Origin of the sequence: Streptomyces sp. NPDC007025 (genome assembly GCF_042869455.1) — a bacterium.
In the GTDB taxonomy this organism is placed as follows: Bacteria; Actinomycetota; Actinomycetes; order Streptomycetales; family Streptomycetaceae; genus Streptomyces.
The window spans coordinates 282,673-300,964 of sequence record NZ_JBIAFT010000008.1 but is presented as its reverse complement, the minus strand read 5'-3'; the positions used below and the strand labels follow the sequence as shown (position 1 = coordinate 300,964).

General features: G+C 72.6%; 15 protein-coding genes and 3 pseudogenes. 7 read left to right on the top strand and 11 right to left on the bottom strand.

Annotated features, from left to right (window positions below; all coding sequences use genetic code 11):
- The first annotated feature begins 97 nt into the window (after nucleotides 1-97).
- Nucleotides 98-589 (top strand): inorganic diphosphatase, encoded by a 492-nt coding sequence (locus ACFYMO_RS18115; RefSeq protein ID WP_019355633.1) that lies wholly within the window; start codon nucleotides 98-100, stop codon nucleotides 587-589.
- Nucleotides 590-673: 84 nt separating this feature from the next.
- Here the strand turns inward: ACFYMO_RS18115 and ACFYMO_RS18110 are convergent, their stop codons facing one another.
- The 6 genes and pseudogenes from ACFYMO_RS18110 to ACFYMO_RS18085 all read right to left on the bottom strand — a co-directional run bounded on the left by ACFYMO_RS18110 (nucleotide 674) and on the right by ACFYMO_RS18085 (nucleotide 7,347).
- The gene (locus tag ACFYMO_RS18110; protein WP_366773868.1) at nucleotides 674-2,326 is read right to left on the bottom strand and encodes a threonine/serine exporter family protein; all 1,653 of its coding nucleotides are present in this window, start codon (nucleotides 2,324-2,326) and stop codon (nucleotides 674-676) included.
- A gap of 218 nt (nucleotides 2,327-2,544) precedes the next feature.
- On the bottom strand, nucleotides 2,545-3,372 hold the full coding sequence (locus tag ACFYMO_RS18105; protein WP_366773886.1) for a MerR family transcriptional regulator: 828 nt from the start codon (nucleotides 3,370-3,372) through the stop codon (nucleotides 2,545-2,547).
- Between the two features lie 93 nt (nucleotides 3,373-3,465).
- Complete coding sequence (locus ACFYMO_RS18100) at nucleotides 3,466-4,071, bottom strand: PadR family transcriptional regulator (RefSeq protein ID WP_366773869.1); 606 nt, start codon at nucleotides 4,069-4,071, stop codon at nucleotides 3,466-3,468.
- Nucleotides 4,072-4,154: 83 nt separating this feature from the next.
- Nucleotides 4,155-4,752, bottom strand: a pseudogene (locus ACFYMO_RS18095) (DinB family protein).
- Between the two features lie 175 nt (nucleotides 4,753-4,927).
- Nucleotides 4,928-6,385 (bottom strand): aldehyde dehydrogenase family protein, encoded by a 1,458-nt coding sequence (locus tag ACFYMO_RS18090; RefSeq protein ID WP_366773871.1) that lies wholly within the window; start codon nucleotides 6,383-6,385, stop codon nucleotides 4,928-4,930.
- Between the two features lie 56 nt (nucleotides 6,386-6,441).
- Nucleotides 6,442-7,347 (bottom strand): helix-turn-helix domain-containing protein, encoded by a 906-nt coding sequence (locus tag ACFYMO_RS18085; protein ID WP_388547336.1) that lies wholly within the window; start codon nucleotides 7,345-7,347, stop codon nucleotides 6,442-6,444.
- Between the two features lie 299 nt (nucleotides 7,348-7,646).
- Here ACFYMO_RS18085 and ACFYMO_RS18080 point away from each other — a divergent pair.
- A pseudogene (locus ACFYMO_RS18080) lies at nucleotides 7,647-8,003 on the top strand (ATP-binding protein); the annotation flags it as partial.
- Nucleotides 8,004-8,306: 303 nt separating this feature from the next.
- Nucleotides 8,307-8,552 (top strand): annotated as a pseudogene (locus tag ACFYMO_RS18075) (ATP-binding protein); the annotation flags it as partial.
- On the opposite strand, the gene ACFYMO_RS18070 reads toward ACFYMO_RS18075, so the two are convergent.
- Nucleotides 8,515-8,754: a DUF397 domain-containing protein gene (locus ACFYMO_RS18070; RefSeq protein ID WP_019355625.1), complete on the bottom strand. Its 240-nt coding sequence runs from the start codon at nucleotides 8,752-8,754 to the stop codon at nucleotides 8,515-8,517. The pseudogene ACFYMO_RS18075 and the gene ACFYMO_RS18070 sit on opposite strands and share 38 nt — an antisense overlap.
- Before the next feature lie 190 nt (nucleotides 8,755-8,944).
- On the opposite strand from ACFYMO_RS18070, the gene ACFYMO_RS18065 reads away from it, so the two are divergent.
- Both ACFYMO_RS18065 and ACFYMO_RS18060 read left to right on the top strand, forming a co-directional pair.
- Nucleotides 8,945-10,870: an ABC transporter ATP-binding protein gene (locus ACFYMO_RS18065; RefSeq protein ID WP_388547332.1), complete on the top strand. Its 1,926-nt coding sequence runs from the start codon at nucleotides 8,945-8,947 to the stop codon at nucleotides 10,868-10,870.
- Between the two features lie 217 nt (nucleotides 10,871-11,087).
- Nucleotides 11,088-12,221 carry a rod shape-determining protein gene (locus tag ACFYMO_RS18060; RefSeq protein WP_366773874.1) on the top strand — a complete coding sequence of 378 codons (1,134 nt, stop codon included), beginning with the start codon at nucleotides 11,088-11,090 and terminating at the stop codon, nucleotides 12,219-12,221.
- Nucleotides 12,222-12,285: 64 nt separating this feature from the next.
- Here the strand turns inward: ACFYMO_RS18060 and ACFYMO_RS18055 are convergent, their stop codons facing one another.
- Nucleotides 12,286-12,756: a Crp/Fnr family transcriptional regulator gene (locus tag ACFYMO_RS18055; RefSeq protein ID WP_388547328.1), complete on the bottom strand. Its 471-nt coding sequence runs from the start codon at nucleotides 12,754-12,756 to the stop codon at nucleotides 12,286-12,288.
- A gap of 115 nt (nucleotides 12,757-12,871) precedes the next feature.
- Here ACFYMO_RS18055 and ACFYMO_RS18050 point away from each other — a divergent pair, with 115 nt between their 5' ends.
- Nucleotides 12,872-13,084, top strand: coding sequence for a DUF2277 domain-containing protein (locus ACFYMO_RS18050; protein ID WP_019355620.1), 213 nt, complete (start codon nucleotides 12,872-12,874; stop codon nucleotides 13,082-13,084).
- A 31-nt stretch (nucleotides 13,085-13,115) separates the two neighbouring features.
- On the opposite strand, the gene ACFYMO_RS18045 is transcribed toward ACFYMO_RS18050, so the two are convergent.
- The 3 genes from ACFYMO_RS18045 to ACFYMO_RS18035 form a co-directional block, all read right to left on the bottom strand.
- Nucleotides 13,116-13,709 (bottom strand): MarR family winged helix-turn-helix transcriptional regulator, encoded by a 594-nt coding sequence (locus tag ACFYMO_RS18045; RefSeq protein WP_388547325.1) that lies wholly within the window; start codon nucleotides 13,707-13,709, stop codon nucleotides 13,116-13,118.
- Between the two features lie 260 nt (nucleotides 13,710-13,969).
- Nucleotides 13,970-15,358, bottom strand: a complete 1,389-nt coding sequence (locus ACFYMO_RS18040) for a carbohydrate-binding protein (protein WP_366773876.1) — start codon at nucleotides 15,356-15,358, stop codon at nucleotides 13,970-13,972.
- Nucleotides 15,359-15,690: 332 nt separating this feature from the next.
- Nucleotides 15,691-16,662: a LysR family transcriptional regulator gene (locus tag ACFYMO_RS18035; protein ID WP_366773877.1), complete on the bottom strand. Its 972-nt coding sequence runs from the start codon at nucleotides 16,660-16,662 to the stop codon at nucleotides 15,691-15,693.
- Between the two features lie 148 nt (nucleotides 16,663-16,810).
- Here ACFYMO_RS18035 and ACFYMO_RS18030 point away from each other — a divergent pair, with 148 nt between their 5' ends.
- Entirely contained in the window at nucleotides 16,811-18,157 is a 1,347-nt protein-coding gene (locus ACFYMO_RS18030; protein ID WP_388547320.1) for an ANTAR domain-containing protein, read from the top strand.
- Nucleotides 18,158-18,292 lie beyond the last annotated feature (135 nt).

Below are 18,292 nucleotides of genomic sequence, written 5' to 3'. Positions count from 1 at the left end.
GGGGGACACTTAATCACCAGACTGGAGTTCTTCTGGGGGACGGCCCCCAGGGCACACGAGTGCTGATCTCATCATGATCTATACGGAGGAGCCTCCCTTGGAGTTCGACGTCACCATCGAGATCCCGAAGGGCTCGCGGAACAAGTACGAGGTGGACCACGAGACGGGCCGCATCCGCCTCGACCGGCACCTGTTCACCTCGACCGTGTACCCGGCGGACTACGGCTTCGTCGACGGCACCCTCGGCGAGGACGGCGACCCGCTCGACGCGCTCGTGCTGCTGGAGGAGCCCACCTTCCCCGGGTGCATCATCAAGTGCCGCGCCATCGGGATGTTCCGGATGACCGACGAGGCGGGCGGCGACGACAAGCTGCTGTGCGTCCCCTCCTCGGACCCGCGGATGGAGCACCTGCGCGACATCCACCACGTGAGCGAGTTCGACCGGCTGGAGATCCAGCACTTCTTCGAGGTCTACAAGGACCTGGAGCCCGGCAAGTCGGTCGAGGGCGCCGACTGGGTGGGCCGCGCCGAGGCCGAGGCCGAGGTCGAGGCCTCCATCAAGCGGCTGGCCGCCGAGGGCGGGCACTGAGAACCGTTTCTGCACGGGGCTGCGCCCCTGCCCCCGTTCGGGTGACGGAGGGGCTGCCCGCTCGCCGGGCGGCCCCTCCGCCGCTCAGAAGCCCCGGGTGCGCTTGGCGGCGCGGCGGCCGGGCAGCGGCGTCTCCTGGCCCGGGGTCTTGATGAAGAGGCGGGCCAGCTCGCCGCCCAGGTTGACCCCGATGGCGATGGCCAGGGCCAGCGCGCCGGCGGTCGCCAGGTGCTCGAACCCCTTGTTGACGTCGCCCTGGGCGATGTTCAGCAGCCCGAAGTAGGTGTTGCTACCCGGCAGCAGCGGGCCGATCGCCGCCGTGATGTACGGCAGCGACGAGGCGAACTGGTACCGGGACAGCAGCTGGCCGAAGAGGCCGACGAGCCCGGCCGCCACCACGGTGGCGGGGACCGGTGTGACGTCGGCCTTGGTCAGCACCCCGAAGATCAGCCAGGCGACGCCCCCGTTCATGGTGGCCAGCACCACGGTGTGGCGCTCCTGCTGGAGCAGCACGCAGAACGCGAGCGCCAGCAGCATGGCGGCCAGCAGCTGGGTGAGCGGCCGGTCGCTGTGGTGCACGATGTCGGGCGTCAGCCGGGCGTTCAGCCGGGCGCCCACGTACAGCACCATCAGCACTCCGCAGACGATGCCGACGATGAGGTAGATGACCTCCAGCAGCCGGGCGGCGGCGGTGATGTAGAAGCCGGTGAGTCCGTCGTGCACGGCCGCGACCAGCGCCCGCCCCGGGATCAGCGCGAAGAGGCCACCGGTGATCACCGCGGACGCCTGGATGCGGGTGTCGGTGTGCTGGGCGAGCAGCGCGACGGCCACGCCCATCCCGGCCGGGGGCATGGCGGCGGCCGCGAACTGGTAGAACTCCGGCAGTCCGCGCCCGGCGCACAGCCAGGCCAGCCGGTCGCCGAGCATGGCGCCGAACGCGGCCAGCACGAAGACCAGCCCGTCGCCGCCCACCAGCAGCGAGGCCGCGCCGGACAGGGCGCCGCTGGCGACGGTCAGCGCCCACTTGGTGTAGGGGTGCCGGTTGCGGCGCATCTCCGCGAGCCGCCGGTAGGCCTCCTCCAGCGACACCTCGCCCTGGGTGATGTCGGCGACGAGTGCGAAGACGGCCGACAGCCGGGTGTAGTCGGTGCCGCGCCTGCGGACGGTCCTGCTGAGCGTGACCGGGTCGTCCACCAGCGAGGGCTGGTGGGTGATGGACAGCAGGGTGAAGGTGACCTCGGGTTCGGTGCGGTCGAGTCCGTAGGCGTGCGCGACGCCGAACATGGCCGCCTCCACGTCCTCGGCGCCCTCCCCGCCCGCGAGCAGCAGCTCGCCGATCCGGAGCGTCAGGTCGAGGACGCGGGGAACGGGGGGCCCGCTCTCCGCGCCCTCGTCGCCGCGCGGGGAGCGCTCGGGCACCGGACGCTCGGCGAGCGGCATCCGGACCATGGAGCGCATCCGGTCCTGCCAGGGCGAGCCGGGCTTGGCGAGCGGCCCGACGACGGGGATGCCGTCGGGCGGTGTGAAGGCGCTGCCGGGGTCGTACGACAGCGGACTGACCAGCCCTTCCGGGATGGTGAACTCGGAGGTCGGGTGCTCCTCCTCCGGGACGGGGGGAAGCGGCACGCCCAAGGGCGCCGTGAAGGCGCTGCGTGATTCGTCGGACGCCGGTTTGGTGTCGTCCGGCTCACCACCCTGCTCCGCGGCGTCGCCGTTTCCCCGGGGCTGCCCCACCACTTTCTGTGCGCTCCTTACCCTCTCGCGCCTGGTGCGCGTTACGTCTCAAGTTTCCAGCAGTGCCACACGACCGACGTGGTGTCCAACGGAAATGGTTCCACGAACCGGAAGCGTGCTACCTCACAGTGGAGCATGAGAAGTGATCCTCTCCCCAAAGGTCCCCCTGTACAGGGGAATTAAAAGTGAGAGAACACGAGGGAGGGGGGTGCGGAGGGGGCTCAGGAGGCGGAAGAACCGCCCTCGCCCCGCTCCCTTCCTACTGCGTTTGCCGCGCGTGCGCGGGCGCGGTCACGTTCGACCTCCTCGTTGGCCGCGATCGCGTCCCGCAGGTACCGGGCCAGCCCCGGCCGGATCGCGTCGTAGGTGGCGGTGAAGCGCTCGTCCTGGACGTACATCTCGCCGAGCCTGCTGTGCATCGCGTGGTCGCACGGGTAGCTCGTCCGGGAGATGAACAGCCGGTGCCGTTCGGCCAGATCGGTCACCGCGGGCGCGTCCGGAGCGTCCCCGGCCGCCATCCGGTCGGCGACCGCGCGGTGGATCTCGTCCAGCTCCCGGGTCAGCGCCTTCCAGTCCTCCTTGGTGCGGGAGGCGGCGCGGCGCTGCGACTCCCGGTACGCCTCGGTGCTGCCCCAGCGGTGCTCCGCCTCCTCGGCGTGCGCCTCCGGGTCGAAGTCCCCGAAGACCTCGAACCGCTCCTCGGGGGTGAGACTGATGCCCATTTTCCGTGCCTCCATGGCGCGTTCCACGGCGGTGGCCATCTCCGTGAGCCGACCGATCCGCGCCGTCAGCACGGCGTGCTGCCGGCGCAGCAGGTCGACCGGGTCCGCAGCCGGATCGTCCAGCAGGACGGCGACCTCCTCCAGGGGGAAGCCCAGTTCCCGGTGGAAGAGGATCTGCTGCAGCCGGTCCAGGTCGGCATCGGTGTAACGGCGGTGTCCGGCCGCCGTGCGCTCCCCGGGGACCAGCAGTCCGATCTCGTCGTAGTGGTGCAGCGTGCGCACCGTGACCCCGGCGAGAGCGGCGACCTGCCCGACGGAGTGGCTCATGTCCGCCTCCTCGTTGGCTTGCGGCATCCACGGTGCTCCCTCACGTCACGTGAGGTGCAAGCCGTTCTTCCGGGCGCCGCTGCGGCGAAGGGCTCAGAACGGGCGCCGGTCCGTCAGGACGCTGAGATCCCGCTCGCCCTCGCCCGCCATCACGAAGGCGCCGCCCTCCAGCCGGGAGATCAGGTCGCGGGCCCACGCCGCGTCGCTCTCGGCCGTGTGCACCCACAGCTTCATGATCTCCCCGATGTGCCCCCACTCCGGCGGAACACCGCCGTCCGGGGTCCAGTTCGAGGTGACCTCCGCGCGCCAGGACTCCAGCGCGGCGACCCGCTCCTCCAGCAGCGCGACGGCCTCGGCCCGGGGCAGGTCCACGAGGAACCCGACGGCGGAGGTGAGCAGCTCCTGCTTCTCCCGGGTCGCGGTCAGCGCGTGCCGCAGCAGCCGGAAGAACTCCGCCTCACCGGCCCCGGTGATCTCGTACTCGGTGCGCGGCGGACCGCCCGCGGTGCTGGGGGCGATGTCGTGGGCGAGCAGCAGGTCCTGCTTGGCGAGCTGCTTGAGCGCGTGGTAGATCGAGCCGGGCTTGGCCGCCGACCACTCGTGCGCGCCCCAGAACTCCAGATCGTTGCGGACCTGGTAGCCGTGCGCCCGCCCCCGCAGACGCACGTCCCCCAGCACCAGCAGCCGGATCGCCGACATCGCTCCCTGTCCCAGTCACACCGCCGTGGTTCTGTCAAGCACCACCCTATGCGGGTCCGCCGGGACGGGGAGCGGCAGCGGGGTCAGTCCTGCGCGGTGTCGCCCCCGCCCGGTGCGCCGCCGAAGGCCGACCAGTCCGGCTCGGGCATCGCACCCGTCTCGAACACGAGGTCGAAAGCGCCCTTGCCGTCGAGCGTCTCGCGGATGATGTCGGCGTGCCCCGCGTGCCGCGCGTATTCCTCGATCAGGTGCAGCAGGCCCCAGCGCCAGGAGAACTCGCCGCCCTTGTCCCACGGCGCGGGCGGCACGACGAAGGTCTCGTCCAGCGAGCCGAGCCCGGCGACGGCCCGATCGGTCTCGGCGCCGACCCGCTCGCTCTCGGCGAGCAGCACCTGGATGGTCTGCTCCGCGCCGGGGGTGAAGCTGGTCTCCCACTCCGCGCGCTTGACCTCCTCAGAGGCCTCGATCCCGCGGAAGGTGCGCAGCCAGCTCGCCTCCATCACGGTCACATGCCTGAGGACACCGGCTACCGACAGTTCGCTGGCCGCGGGGGGCGCTGCGGGCCTGCTCCTCGGTCAGCCCGTGCAGGGCCCGGCGGATGCCGCCGCGCTGCGCCTCCAGGAACGCCAGCAGCGCTCCGCGCTCGTCTCCGGGTGCCTCTGCCTGGACGACTACCGGCATGCTGCTCGCCACCTCTCGGGTCGGTCCGGGGCCTCTCCCCGGCCGAGGACCACAAGCTATGCGGCCTCGCGGTCAGGTTCTGTCCTCGATCGCGCGCGAGAGGGCCCGCATTCCGGAGGCGCCGCCCGGCCCCGGGCGGAGACCGCGACGGGGCCGGGCGGAACGGCCGGGACGGTCAGAACGGGAACTCGCTGCGCTCCCGCTGGATGGAGACCCAGCGGGTGGTGGTGAACGCCTCCACCACCTGCGGCCCGTTCAGCCTGCCGAGGCCCGAGTGCTTCTCGCCGCCGTACGGCACGATCGGCTCGTCGGCGACCGTGGAGTCGTTCACGTGCACCATGCCCGCCTCGATCCGGCGGGCGAAGGCGACACCGCGCTCGATGTCCGCGGTGTGCACCGCGCCGGCGAGTCCGTAGGGGGTGTCGTTGGCGACCCGCACCGCGTCCTCCTCACCGTCCGCGCCGATGATCAACGCGACCGGCCCGAAGATCTCCTCGTGCCGCAGCGGGGAGTCGGCGGGCAGGTCCGCCAGCACGCTGGGCGAGACGAGGTTGCCGTCCGCGGAACCGTGCAGCAGCGCCGTGGCGCCTTCGGAGAGGGCCTGCTCGACGATGGCCGTCACCCGCTCCGCCTGCCGGGAGTTGATCAGCGGACCGATGTGGGTCTCCGGCTGCGCCGGGTCCCCCACCACCAGCCTGCCGACCCGGTCGACGAACTTCGCGGTGAATTCCCGCTCCAGGCTGCGGTCCACGATGATCCGGTTGGCCGCCATGCACAGTTGGCCCTGGTTGACGAAGCGGCTGTAGACCGCGGCGTCGACCGCGTAGTCCACATCGGCGTCGTCCAGCACCACCAGGCCGCTGTTGGAGCCGAGTTGGAGTATCACCCGCTTGAAGTTGCGGCCCGCGACGGTGGCCACGTGGCGGCCGACGCGGTCGGAACCGGTGAAGGAGATGACCTTCGGCACCGAGTGCTCGATCAGCGTGTCGCCGATCTCCGCGCTGTCGGTGATCACCACGTTCACCAGCCCCGGCGGCAGCCCGGCGTCCTCCAGCACCTTGGCGACCAGGGTGCCCCCGCACACCGGGGTCGACTGGTGCGGCTTGAGGACCGTGGCGTTGCCCAGTGCCAGGGCCGGCGCCACGGACTTGACCGCCAGCAGGAACGGGTAGTTGAAGGGGGAAATCACCCCCACGACCCCCACCGGGTCCCGGTAGACGCGGTTCTCCTTGCCGGGCACCGAGGAGGGCAGGATCTCCCCGAGCGGGTTGAGCGAGAGCTGGAGCGCCTCCCGGAAGAACTCCTTCACCATGTGGATCTCGAAGGCCGCCTTGTGCCGGGTGCCGCCCAGCTCGGCGATGATGGCCTCGGTGATCTGCGGCTCGTTCTCCTCGATGACCCGGATCGCCCGCTCGAAGACCCGTCTGCGGGTGTACGGGTTGGTGGCAGCCCAGTCGCGCTGCGCGCGCTCGGCCGCGCGATACGCCTCGTCCACCTCGTCGCGTGTGGCGACGGTGATGGAGGCGAGCTTCTCTCCGTTGTACGGGTTGAAGTCGATGATGTCCCAGGAGCCGGAGCCGGGACGCCACTCGCCGTCTATGCACTGGAGTGCCAGATCCGTGAAGTAGGCCATGCCATTCCTTCGGGGGGTTGAAGGAGATGCTGCTGCTTGGTCATCGTACCGACGTGTCACAGGAGTTGGCGGATTCGCCACAGGTGATCCCGGGTTTCTTCGGGAGAAAGGCTGATATCCACCAGTCGCCGCAGCACCTGGTCGTACTGTGCCACCTCGTCCCGCTTGTCCAGGTACAGGGCACTGGTGAGCTGCTCGAGGTAGACGATGTCGTTGAGGTCGGACTCCGGGAAGCGCAGCAGGGTGAAGGCGCCGGCCTCGGCGGCGTGCCCGCCGATGGTGAACGGGACCACGTGCAGATGCACGTTGGGCTGGTGGGAGACCTCGGCGAGGTGGGCGAGCTGGGCCTCCATGACCGCCGTCGAGCCGAACGGCCGGTGCAGCGCGGCCTCGTCCAGCACGCAGACCAACTGCGGGGCGCTCTCCCCCAGGAGCAGCTTCTGCCGCTCGAGCCGGAGCGCGACGCGGCGCTCGGCGTCCTCCTCGGCCAGCGGGGTGCGGTGGCCGGCGGCGACCACGGCCCGGGCGTACTCGCCCGTCTGCAGGAGGCCGTGCACGAACTGGACCTCGAACGTGCTGATGTGCGAGGCGGCACCCTCCAGCCCGACGTAGGTCTGGAACCAGCCGGGCAGCACGTCGCTGAAGTTGTGCCACCAGCCGGCGACGCTGGAGTCCCTGGCCAGCCCCAGGAGGGGGGCGCGCTCGGCGTCGTCGGTGACGCCGTAGAGCGTGAGCAGGTCCTCCACGTCGCGGGCCTTGAAACTGACCCGGCCCAGCTCCATCCGGCTGATCTTGGACTCGGAGGCCCGGATCGAGTAGCCGGCGGCCTCGCGGGTGACGCCGCGGGCCTCGCGCAATCTCCTGAGCTGCGATCCGAGCAGGATGCGCCGGACCATCGAGCCGCTGGAGCTGTTCACCCCCTTCGCCGCCCCGAGGTCGCTCCCTGCCGATTCTGCTGCCATTCCGATCAGCCCTCCACCCCTGCTTGAAGGGAAGTGTGCCATCCCCGCGCTCCGTTGCGTGCGCAGCCGATTACACACGATCGAAAGTCTCTCGTGCACGTGCATCTGCCCTTGCATCTGCTGTGAGCATTGGGAACCATGGGGAGGGCACAAGTGGACTCGCCGGTAAGCAAGTTGGCCGCGTGGGTTGCGCTGTGGCGCCCGCACCAGACGGGGTAGCACGGCCGACAGGATCCGCACAGGATCGACACTGCCGCTGACGCCAGGAGTGGCCCTTGTTGGGGACCGAAGGATCGACGGTGCTGGAGCCCTTAGGCGAGGGCCTCCGTACGCCGGATGCCGCCTCGGTCTCCGGCTCCGCTTCCTGTGCGCTCCCGCCACGCTACGAAGCGGTCTCCAGTGCCCGGAACTTCACCCGCAGCACGCTCCGGTACTGGGACCTGGCAGAGAAGTTCGACGACGTGGCGCTGGTGGTCTCCGAACTGGTGACCAACGCCATGCGGCACGGCCTCACCCCCGGCGCCGATCACGGGGCGGCGTCGGGGGACGAGGGCGACCCGCCGGTCCGGCTGCATCTGATGCGCTGGTCGGCCCGGCTGGTCTGTGCCGTACGGGACCCCAGCGACCAGCCCCCCGATGTGACGGCCGTGCGGGACACCGCCGCGCACCGGGGGGCACACGGGGGATGCGACGACCGCGGGACACCCGCCGGCCTCCAGGGCCGGCCGGCACTCGCGGGCTCCATGGAGTACGGGGGCTCCATGGATCGAGGGGGTGCCTCGGCTTTCGGGGCCCCTCTTGAACCCGGGAGGCCCCTCGGTTCCGAGGGGCCTCCCGGACACGGGGGACACGGGGGAAACGGGGGACACGGGGGCGCCGTGGAAGCCGCTGACGCGTTCGCCGCGTGCGACGCGTCGGGCGTCTCGTACTCCGAGGACGCGGAGTTCGAGACGCCCGGCTTCACGGCGGAGTCGGGCCGCGGCCTGTGCCTGGTCGACTCCTTCAGCGACGCCTGGGGCTGGCACCCGCTCTCGGGCCCGCTCGCCGGGAAGATCGTCTGGGCGCTCTTCCGGACCGGGCGCGAGGGACCGACTCCCGGCGGGACCCCGGCCCTCGGCGGGGCGGCACCGCTGGGGGAAGCACCGGCCCTGGGCGGGGTACCGGCCGTCAGCGGGCTGTCAGGTCGTCGAACTCACCGTCCTTGACGCCGAGGATCATCGCCTCCAGTTCGGCGGACGTGTAGACGAGCGCGGGCCCGTCGGGGAAGCGCGAATTGCGCATGGCGATCTCCCCGTTGGGCAGCTTGGCGAACTCCACGCAGGCTCCCTGCGAGTTGCTGAAGCGGCTCTTTCTCCACACGACCCCCTGGAGGTCCCTGGCGGCCATGCCGTTGAACGCGTCGGGCACTTGGAACTCCTGAGGTGGTCGAATGTGCAGGACCGGGTCGCGCAGCCGTGAACTGCCAACTTCCCGGGATCATAACTTCGTTCATGTACGGATGCATGTGCCGATGCACGTGCACGACCGCGGGTCGCAAGGCCGTCACAGCTGGTCAGACCCTTGACTTAAACTTAGCTTCAAGTTCTAGCGTCACGCCATGAGCATGGAGATGACGGCTTGGCAGGCGCTCTACAACGCACGCCAGGCCCACCAGGACCAGCACCCCTTCTCCGCGGCCGCGATCGGCCGCATCGTCCGCTTCGCACACCGCCACCACCGCAGAATGCTCGTGTTCATGCTGCTCAGCAGCGTGCTCGCGGTGCTCACCGTGGCCACCCCGCTGCTCGCGGGGCGGGTGGTGACCGCGATCGACCGACAGGCCGCCGCGGGCACCGTGCTGGGACTGGCCGGGCTGATCGCGGCCATCGCCCTGGCGGAGGCGGCCGTCGGCCTTCTGACCCGCTGGCTGTCCGCGCGCGTCGGGGAGGGGCTCATCCTCGATCTGCGTACCGCCGTCTACGACCATGTGCAGCGGATGCCGGTGGCCTTCTTCACCCGTACCCGTACCGGTGCCCTGGTGAGCCGCCTCAACAACGACGTCATCGGCGCCCAGCGTGCCTTCTCCTCCACCCTCTCGCAGGTCTTCAGCAACGTCGTCACCCTGCTGCTGACCCTGGTGGTGATGTTCAACCTGTCCTGGCGGATCACCCTGCTCGCGCTGGTGCTGCTGCCGCTGTTCGTCCTCCCGGCCCGGCGGATGGGCGCCCGGCTCGCCCGGCTGGAGCGGGAGCGGGCCGACCACAACGCGCGGATGAGCACCCAGATGACCGAGCGCTTCTCCGCACCCGGCGCCACCCTGGTCAAGCTGTTCGGACGGCCGCGCGAGGAGTCCGAGGAGTTCGCCGCCCGCGCCGACCGGGTACGCGCCATCGGAGTACGCACCGCCATGGTGCAGGAAGTCTTCTTCACCGCGCTGACCCTGGTGGCAGCCCTCGCACTCGCCCTCGTCTACGGACTCGGCGGCTACTACGCGCTGCGCGGCAGCCTGGAGCCGGGCGCCGTGGTCTCCCTCGCACTGCTGCTCACCCGCCTGTACGCCCCGCTGACCGCACTGGCCAGCGCCCGGGTCGCGGTCATGAGCGCCCTCGTCAGCTTCCAGCGGGTCTTCGAAGTCCTCGATCTCGAACCGCTGATCGAGGAGAAGCCCGACGCGGAAGAAGTGCCCGCCGGCCCCGTCTCCGTCGAGTTCGACGACGTCCACTTCGGCTACCCCTCCCCCGACAAGGTCTCCCTCGCGTCCCTGGAGGAGGTCGCCACGCTCGACACCCGGGGCGGCGAGGAGGTGCTGCACGGCATCTCCTTCCGCGCCGAACCAGGACAGATGGTCGCGCTCGTGGGCTCCTCGGGCGCAGGCAAATCCACCCTCGCCTCGCTGCTCCCCCGCCTCTACGACGTGGACAGCGGCGCCGTCCGGCTCGGCGGGACGGACGTGCGCGACCTGAGCGCCGCCACGATCCGGCAGACCCTCGGCATGGTCACCCAGGACGGGCACCTCTTCCACGACACCATCCGCGCCAACCTGCTGCTGCCCCGCCCGGAGGCCACCGACGAGGAACTCTGGTCCGCGCTGCGCCGGGCCCGCCTCGACGGGCTGGTCGCCGCCCTGCCCGACGGGCTGGACACCCTCGTCGGGGAACGCGGCTACCGGCTCTCCGGCGGCGAGCGGCAGCGGCTGACCATCGCCCGGCTGCTGCTCGCCCGGCCCCGCCTCGTCCTGCTGGACGAGGCGACGGCCCACCTGGACTCCACCTCCGAGGCCGCCGTGCAGGAAGCGCTCGCCGAGGCGCTGCAGGGTCGCACCTCCCTCGTCATCGCCCACCGGCTGTCCACCGTGCGGGCCGCCGACCGGATCCTCGTCCTGGAAGAGGGCCGGATCATCGAGCAGGGCACCCACGAGGAGCTGCTGGCCGCGGGCGGCCGCTACGAGGAGCTCCACCGCACGCAGTTCCTCGCGGGCGAACAGCCCGCGGCGGCGCCGGCCGCGCAGGTGCCCGGTACGCCGGAGGCGGTTCCCCGCGGGTGAGCGCGCCGCGGAGGCGCGCACCGCGGCCGGCGCCGGGCCCGGGAAGCACCGGAGCGCACCCGGACGCGGGCCGCGGACCGGCCCGCGTCACTCCCGCGGACGCGCTCGGCGGGCGCGCCCCCGCGCAGCGGCACAGGCTGAGCCGTGGACCGTCCCTCGGTTCCGTCCCGCGGCGGTCCACTGGTACACGCCAGCCTGCCGGAAGGACACGAGCGCCATGAGCTGCTCCAGCCTTGAGTCTCTGACCCGCTGCTCCGTCGCCGTCGACCTGGGGGCGGCCAGGACCCGTGTGTACGCGAAGGGTGCGGGGCTCATCGTCGACCAGCCGTCGGCCGTCGCGGTGAACACCTACTCCGGCAGCCTGATCGCGGTCGGCCAGGCCGCGGAGCGGATGGCCGGGCGCACGCCGCAGCACATCGAGGTCATCCGGCCGATCGCCAACGGCCACGTGGTGGACATCGAGATGGCCCGGCGGATGGTGCGGACCCTCATCGGCGAGAAGCTGCCCCGTCTCAAGCGGCGCCGGACGATGCAGCGGGCCGTGGTCACCGTCCCGCACGACGCCGACCCCCTGACGCGCCGCGCAGCCGTCGAGACGCTCTCCGGGGTGGGGGCGCGCCACGTCGAACTGGTGGAGGCCCCGATCGCCGCGGCGATCGGCTCCGGACTCCCCGTCGTCCACCCCGAAGGGGCGATGGTGCTGCTGTGCGGGACGACCAGCACCCAGATCGCGGTGGTCTCCCTGGGGGCCATCGTGGCGGCGGGCACGGTCGGCCTGGGCGGGGACACCATCCACCACTCCGTAGTGCAGTACCTGCGCAACCGGCACGAGCTGCTGCTGCCCAGCCAGGACGTCCGCCCGCTCCACCTGGCGCTGCTCGGCAGCGGCGGGGTCGGCACCGGCGTCTACACCGGGACCATCGAGGTACAGGGCCGGGACGTGGTCTCGGGCCTCGCCCGCACCGTCACCATCGACCCGGAGGAGGTGCGCGGTGCCATCCAGACCCCGCTCACCGGCCTCCTGGACACGATCCGGATCGTGCTGCACCGCTGCCCTCCCGACCTGGTGGCCGACCTCGCCGAGCACGGCATGGTGCTGGCGGGCGGCACCGCGCTGCTGCCCGGCCTCGCCGACCAGCTGCGCGAGCACACCGGAATGGCCGTGCAAGTGGCGGAGGAACCGGAACTGTGCGCGGTCAACGGACTCGCCGCGATGATGTCCGGCCGGATCACCCCGCACCCCACGGGCTGGGACTCCTCGGCGGCCGAGGGCGCGGCCGTCCCCGCGGGCGCGGGTGCGCTCGTCGGGGGCGCGGACGCCGTGCCGGTGCCGGGGCAGGACCTCGGCTAGCCGCCGCCCCGGCCGTCCGGGCCGGTGAACCGGCAGCGAACGGGGGGCCGTGCGGCGTCGCGGTTCAGATCGGGTCGGCGGCGGCGTCGTGCGGCGCGTAGGGCCCGAACAGATCCACCAGCCGGGCACGGCAGCGCTGCAGCCGGTCCGCCATCACCGCGGCCACCGACCTGGTCATCGCCAGGCCCAGCGCTTTGTCCTCGTCGCACAGCACCCGGACCGTGAGGGCGTCGAACTCCAGGGCGCGGACGGGACTGTCCGCCTGGGCCGCGAGCGACCACACATACGGCTGGAACATCCAGGACCAGCCGAGCAGCTCCCCGTGCCGGACGTGGTCGATGGCCACGTCCCGGTGTCCCGGTATGTGTATGGCCAGCGTCGCCGATCCGGTGTGCAGTATCCAGAACCGGTCGGCTCTCGCACCCTCCTCGAAGATCCGTTCCCCGGCGTCGAAGTGCACTTCGGACCCCAAGGAGCGCACCCGCTCCCGCTGCTCGGGGGTCAGCTCGCCGAGCAGTCCCGTCGTGGTCTGCATGGCCCGCCCTCCCTTCCGGGAACGGAGCGACGTATTCCCACGTCACGGCCTTTTCACCGTACCTCTCCTCACTCGAACAGGCGAGCCGGGAGAGACGCGACGTACCGTCGGCAGTATGTGCAGAAGCATCCGGACCCTGCGTCCGCCCTACGCCGAGGCCGTCACCGAGCAGGACGTGCGCGCGGCCGCACTCCAGTACGTCCGCAAGGTGTCCGGATTCCGTGCCCCGGCAGCGCACAACCAGGCCGCATTCGACCAGGCCGTCGAGCGGATCACCGCGGCGACCGAGGACCTCCTGGAAAGCCTGGTGGTCAAGGGCTCCCGGTGAGCGCCGGGGCGCCTGAGCCCCGTGCCGCAGCTCAGCGCCGGGTACCCGCCTCCTCGCGGCTCTCCAGCAGCCGCAGCAGCTCGCCCAGCGTCCGGGCGAGCCCGTCGCGCTCCTCCTCGCCGAGGCCCGCCAGCAGCGACCGCTCGAACGCCACCTGCTCCGGCAGGATCCGGTCCACCAGCTCGCGCCCCTGCACGGTCAGGGAGAGATGCGCGACGCGGCGGTCCCGCGCGTCCGGGCGCCGCTCGACCAGACCCCGCTCCTCCAGGGTGCGGACCCGCTTGGTGACCGCCGTCCCCGAGGCGTAGGTCTCCCGCGCCAGCCGCCCCGGGGTCAGATCCCGGTCCTCGCGGCGCAGAGCGCTGAGGATGTCGAACTCGGGACGCGAGAAGCCCTCCCGGGCCAGCGGTGCGTCGGACGACTGCCGCAGCAGCGCCGCGCACCGGGTGAGGCGGCCGATCACCCCGATCGGCTCGGTGTCCAAGTCGGGCAGCACCTGCCGCCACTGCCCCAGGACCCGCGCGACGACATCCCCCTCGGCCGTCCAGCCGTTCTCCCCCGCCGCTCCCGCTCCGTCGGCTCTTCCTCCGTCGGCTCTTTCGCCGGGTGCGCCTTCCGCCGGCACGCGCTGCCCCTCTCACCCGAGCTCGTCTCTCCCGTACACCGCCCAATTCTGCCGCCGGGGGTGGGAGCAGTACGGGAGCGGGGTCCCGCCGGGCGCGCGTGGCGCCCGGCGGGACCCCGGGGAGTGGCCGGCGGCCCTGCGGATCCCGCCGGTGACGGGGCCGCCGGCCGGCCACCGCGAGCAGGAGCCGGACGGACTCGCGGTCGGGTTCGGGCACGGCTCCGGGCCGGTTCGGACCCGGCTCCGCAGCGGCGGCGCCGTCAGGCCCGGCTCCACAGCGACGGCGCGTCCTGCGGGTTCCAGCCCGGCTGCGCGGTGTGGGCCTGGACGCAGCGGTAGGTCACCCCGTTGTAGGTGACCTGGTCGCCCACCCGGTACGCGGTGCCCGCGGCCCAGCTGCCCTGGTCGGGCGGGTCCGTCGGACCACCGCCGCCGCTGGTCACGAGGGTGAGGCCGTAGGCCTGGAGCGCCGGGTTGACCGGGTAGAAGAACGTGGTGCCGCCCGAGGTGCAGTCGCCGGAGCCGCCCGAGGTCATGCCCTGGGCCTGGCTGCCGGAGATGAACGAGCCGCCCGAGTCGCCGGGCTCCGCGCACACCGTGGTCCGCGTCACCCCCGAGACGGTGCCCTGCGGGTACGTGACGCTGGTGTTGCGCTGCTGGATGGTGCCGCAGTGCCAGCCGGTGGTCGAGCCGGAGCGGCACACCGACGAGCCCACCGGTGCCTCGGTGGAGCCGGCCACCGTCACATCACCGCCGCCGTAGCCGTTGACCAGCGGCCGCGGCGTCCAGGAGGAGTTCGCCGCGACCCAGGCGTAGTCCCGGCCGGGGAACGTCGAGCCCTGGAAGCTGCCCTGGGCCTGCTGGTTGTACCCGGAGGTGGAGGTGCCCGGGGTGCCGCAGTGGCCCGCCGTCACGAATCCGCCCTGGCCGCCGCGGGTGACGGAGAATCCGATGGAGCACCGGCCGCTGCCGTTCATGTAGTAGGCGTCGCCGCCGCGCAGGTCGGCCAGCGGGCGGGGCTCGGCGGTGGTGCGGCGCACCGTCACCGCGTCCCGGTCCACACCTGCCCGCTTCAGCAGCGCGTGCGCCGCCGAGGTGCTGCGGGCCTCCACGACGACATCGTTGCGGACGGTGTCGATGTACCAGACGGGGACGTCCTTCGGCGCGGAGCGGGCCGCCGCGCGGTCGAGGGCCTTCTGCACCCGGTCGAGCGCGCCGAGGTCCCGCGCGACGACCCGCGCGGTGGCGCCCGCCTCGGCGATACGCGACCGCTCGGCCGCGTCCGTGGTCGCGACCGTCAGCCGCTTGGCCGTCCGGCCGCTGACGTGGGCCCCGGCGAAACTGTCGCCGAGCGCGGTGCGCAGCGCCCTGGACGTGGCGGCCGCCGCTGCCTCGTTGCCGAGCCGGGTCTCGGCCTCGGACGCGGTGAGCCCGAGATCGCGGCTCATCGCCCGCACCAGGTCGGGGTCGGGGGCCGCGTGGGTGCCGGGGGCACGGGCCCCCTCGGCGGCAGCGGCGGGGGACGGCTCGCTCAGCCCGGCCAGCACCAGGCCCGCGACGGCCAGTACGGCGGCGGCAGCGGCGGCACCCTGCCGACGCACGGAACGGGATCCGGGTGGGAGGCTTCCGGAACTCGTGGGTCTCGCCATGGAGTTCTCCTCTGTGGGGCGCTCCCGGCGGGGACGGGGAGCGGGTTGGCGAAACCGTAGACCGGACCACCATTGGTCCGGACCTCCCATCCGCCCCCCTGCCACGGTGTTATGGCGCCGCTGTCCTGGTGCGGGATTCCGCGCTGCGGGGGCGCCGGGGCATGGTGGGGGCCGCCGCGCGGTGACGGCGCCCCGCTCCCGGAGCGGCCCTCCGGCCTGTCCGGCGCTGCGCCGTGGCTCGGCCTGCCGGGGGGCCAGGGTGCCGACCTCCGTGCCGTGGTACGGGCTTCCACGGCACGCGGCGGCCCGGGTCCCTCACCCGGCTCTGCACGTCACGTCGGCGCCTGCCGCAGTCGACTCCAGTGGGCGTAGCTGGGGCTGAGCGCGGCGGCACCGGCGTGCACGGCGCGGGCGTGCGCCAGGACGCTCTCCGCGGTCTCGGCGGCCGGCGTGTCCGGATACCAGCCCAGGACGTGCCGCCACATCAGCGGCGAGCCGAGCAGGGGGCGCGTCACCAGCCCGGGAGTCGGCGGAAACGTCGCCCGGCACAGGCCCACCGCCCGCCCCACCTGCACCAGGTGCACACAGGAGGCGGTGTCCGTCTCGTACACCGCCTCCGGGGTGAACCCCACCCGCGCGCAGGCCGCCGCGAAGCACTCGGCGAAACACCCGTCCCCCGGAACGTTGGTCCAGCACGCGTCCGCCAACTCCCCCAGCGGCACCTCCTCGCAGGCCGCGAGCGGATGCCCCTCGGGCAGCATCACGAACACCGGATCCACCGCCACCTCCCGCCACACCACCGCCGCACCGCTCCCGGCAGTCGGCGGACGGCTCAGCCCGCACACCCCCGTCAGCGCGTAGTCGATCCGCCCCTCGGCCAGCAGTCCCGCCAGCTCGCGGGTCGACCACGAGGTGCACGTCGTCACCGACGCCGCAGGACAGGCCGAGGCCAGCCGGTCCACCAGGCCGCCCAGCAGCGGCCCGTGCGTCCCGCCCAGCCGGTAGCGGGCCCGCCGGTCCTGACCGGCCGCGCGCTTGCGGCTGAAGCTGCGCGCCTCCTCCTGGAGCTCCGCGACCGCGGGCACCAGCACCCGGGCCCGCTCCAGCACCAACTCCCCCAGCTCGGTGGGCCGCACCCCGTGCGGGCCCCGGACGAACAGCTCACCGCCCAGCGCCCGCTCCATCCGCTTGAGCTGCGCGCTCAGCGCCGGCTGCGCCAGCCCCAACCCGGTCGCGGCTCGCGTCAGGCTCCCCGCCTCGGCGATGGCCGAGACGACCTTGAGGTGTCGGAGTTCCAGGTCCATTCCCATACGGTGCGGCGCCCGCCGACCGCCGACAAGAGGGCGGCACCCGGCCCTTCCGACCCGACGGGGGACCGCGCTCCCGCCCCCTCCGAGAGGTGAGTACCGTTGTCACACTGCAAATGTTCCGGGGGAGAAAGAAGGACACCCTATGGGCGCGACGGGCGGCCCCGGCACCGCACGGGCAGAAGTCGTGCGGCTGCCGCACGGAGACGGCCTGTGGGCGGTGCGCGCGGAAGGCGGCGTGACGGACGCCGACCACCCGGCGCTCCGCGCAGCCGTGCGCCCCGCGACCGGCTGCACCGCCGTGGTGATCGACCTCGCCCTCGTCCCGCACGTGTCGCCGGCGGGCGTCCGCGCGCTGGCCGCCTGCGCGCGTACGCTCGCCGCCGACGGCCACACGCTGCTCCTGGCCGTCCCGAACGAGCGGCTCCGCCGCGCACTCTCCACGGAGGGGATTCTCACCGCGGAGGATGGGCACTCCGCGGAGGGCAGCTCCTTCGCGGAAGGCCGCCCGGTCGTGGTCCGCTCCGTCGCGGAGGCGGCCGCGGGCCGCGTCGCGAGGGCGGCCGGCTCCGCCGCGGAGGCGACCGACGCCGCCGCGGGATGCGAAAGGCCCGCCGCGCAGTCGGGCGCCGCGCCACCCGGACCACCCGCGTCCGCCACCCACCCGGCGGAGCATGCGCCTTCGCCGGGCGAACTCCTCCTGCTGCGCAAGGAGATACGTCACCTGCGGGCCAAAGCCCGCACCCACCCGCTGATCTCGCGCGCCCAGGGCATCCTGGAGGAACGCTACCGACTACCGGACGACCGGGCGGCGTTCTCCCTGCTGGAAGCCAGCTCGCAGCGGTTCAACGTACGGCTCCGCACCCTCGCGACCGCGCTCGTCACCACACCGGGCCCCCACTCCTACGACAGCGTGTGGTTCCCGGCACGGGAGCGGCGCACCCCGCCACGGCTGGCCTTCGCGCCGGGGCTGCGGACGGCCTCCGCGAACACCGCGGAGGTACTCTCCGCAGTACTGCGCCGCAGCATGGAGATCGTCGGCACGGACATGGGCAACGTCCAGCTCGTCGACCCGGTCACCGGCGACCTGCGGATCGAGAAGCACCGCGGTCTGGACGAGGACTTCGTGGAGTTCTTCGACCGCGTCGGCAAGGACGGCACCGCCTGCGCGCAGGCCTCGCAGCACGTCGCCCGCGTCACCGTCACCGACGTGGCCACCGACCCCGTGTTCGAGGAACCCGCCCGGAAGGCGATCCTGGCCGCGGGCAGCCGCGGCTGCCACAGCACACCCCTGGTGAAGCAGTCCTCGGACCGGCCCGAGGGAGTGGTCTCCACCCACCACGAACGCCCGGTGCGGGCGCTCTCGGCCGCGGAGGCCCGGTCCCTGGACGAGGTGGGGGCGCAGACCGCGGAGTGGCTGGAGTGGTACCGGCACACCGTCGTCCTCGACGCCCTGGAGGACCTCCACTTCGCAGGAAGCACCTGGCGCTGACCCCTCCGGGCCCCGCCCCCCTCGCGGGGCACCCCCTGGTGGCGGCCCCGCGGCCTTGGTGAGGGCACGCGTCTTCGGCTGCAGCCGGTGCGGTTGCCGCGGGTGCGGTTGCCGCGGGTGCGGGGTTGCCGTGTT